At 63.5% G+C, this 1722-nt stretch carries 2 protein-coding genes; both read left to right on the forward strand.

Annotated elements, in window-relative coordinates; all coding sequences use genetic code 11:
• Window positions 1-1177 (forward strand): ABC transporter ATP-binding protein (locus A2I95_RS35640; protein WP_291737271.1); only part of this gene is annotated, 1177 nt, incomplete at its 5' end.
• Window positions 1174-1647, forward strand: a complete 474-nt coding sequence (locus A2I95_RS35645) for a GNAT family N-acetyltransferase (RefSeq protein ID WP_027256755.1) — start codon at window positions 1174-1176, stop codon at window positions 1645-1647. The genes A2I95_RS35640 and A2I95_RS35645, both read left to right, overlap by 4 nt.
• The last annotated feature ends 75 nt before the right edge of the window (window positions 1648-1722 follow it).

The raw sequence follows: 1722 nt of genomic DNA on the forward strand, positions 1-1722 counted from the left end.
TTTCCCGCTGTCCCGCTATCCGCATGAGCTGTCAGGCGGCCAGCGCCAGCGAGTGGTGATCGCCATGGCGATTGCCCTGCGCCCCAAGCTGCTGATCGCGGATGAGCCGACAACCGCGCTGGACGTAACCACCCAGGCGCAGATTCTGGAGCTGCTGAGGGATCTGGTGCAGGACTATGGCATGGGGTTGCTGATCATCACCCATGACCTGGCGGTGGTGGCGGACCTGGCTGACCGCATCCTCGTCATGCGGAACGGCAGTGTGGTGGAATCCGGCCACACCGTCTGGCTGCTGCGCAACATGCGCCACCCCTACACGCGGATGCTGTTTGAAGCCTCGAACCATCAGGTGGCACTGCCCCAGCAGCCTGCAACGGCGCCGCTTCTGGAAGTCAGGAATGCGGTGCGCGACTACAGGACACCACGCGAATCGCTATTCTCCAAACCCGGCACCTTCCGCGCAGTGAACGATGTCTCTTTCACCCTGAACCGTGGAGAAAGGCTGGGGCTGGTGGGAGAGTCGGGCTGCGGAAAATCGACCCTGACACGGGCGATTCTTGGGTTGGAGCCGCTGCAAGGCGGCGAGATTCGCCTGGACGGTCAGCCTGTGACGACTCACCTCAAACCTGCGAGTCGGCGCAAAGTCCAGGTTGTGTTCCAGGACCCCTACGGCAGCTTCAATCCGCGCCATAAGGTTGAGCGGCTGGTCACCGAACCCTTCCATACGCTGCCTGATCCGCCAACCGGTGCGGCGCACAGGGATCTGATTGCCGAAACCCTCACCGCCGTGGGCCTGTCGCCTGACGACGCACAGAAGTACATCCACCAGTTCTCCGGCGGCCAACGCCAGCGCATCGCCATCGCCCGCGCCCTGATCACCCGGCCCGAGCTGATCATCTTTGACGAAGCGGTCTCGGCGCTGGATGTCTCTGTCCGGGCCCGTATCCTCGACCTGCTGGCAGAACTGTGTGCGGCCTATGCCCTCACCTATCTGTTCATCAGCCACGATCTGAGTGTTGTGCGCACGATCACCGACCGCTGCCTGGTGATGCGACACGGCGAGATCGTCGAGCAGGGCGAAACCGAAGCCGTGTTCAGCAATCCCCAGCACCCTTACACGCAGCAGCTGATTGCCGCGGCGCCGGTGCTGCCGGATCTGGACCTGGGCGCAGCATGACCCTGTCGCTGGCGTTGATTATGCCGCGAGAGCGGGCCTTGCTGGCCGCTGCGCTGGCACCCTATTTTGCGGAAACGGCGCCGCACGCGGCGATCGATCCTACGGAGCGTGCAGGCCAGATGCTGCACCGCAAGGATGTGACGGCTTTCTGGATTAGAAACGGTGCCCAGCGAATTGGTTTTGCCATTGTGCTGAACCTGACCGATGACCGCCGCGAACTGTCGGAGTTCTGCATTCTGCCGCAGCACCGCCGCCGGGGCTGGGGCCAGGAAGCTGCCTGCCTTATCCTGCAGGAGTTTCCGGGGCGCTGGCGCATGGGATTGTCCAAATCCTCACGCGAGGCAGTGGCGTTCTGGGGCACATGTCTCAGCTTTCTGCCCGGCCTCCGGGACTTGCGCGAGGGCGCGCCCTTCACCGGACATCAGATCAAAAGCTACACATTCGACGTTGCAGGAGCCCATGATGACTGACGCCTCCCCTCTCTGGTTCGATCCCGCGCTGTGCCTCATCGGCGGCGCTTGGCATCCTGCCGCCAGCGGCGGAAC

Source organism: Leisingera sp. F5, assembly GCF_001593695.1.

Excerpts from the sequence above, each read along its gene's own strand:
- A2I95_RS35645 (WP_027256755.1), top strand. The coding sequence starts at position 1,174 with ATGACCCTGTCGCTGGCGTTGATTATGCCGCGAGAGCGGGCCTTGCTG.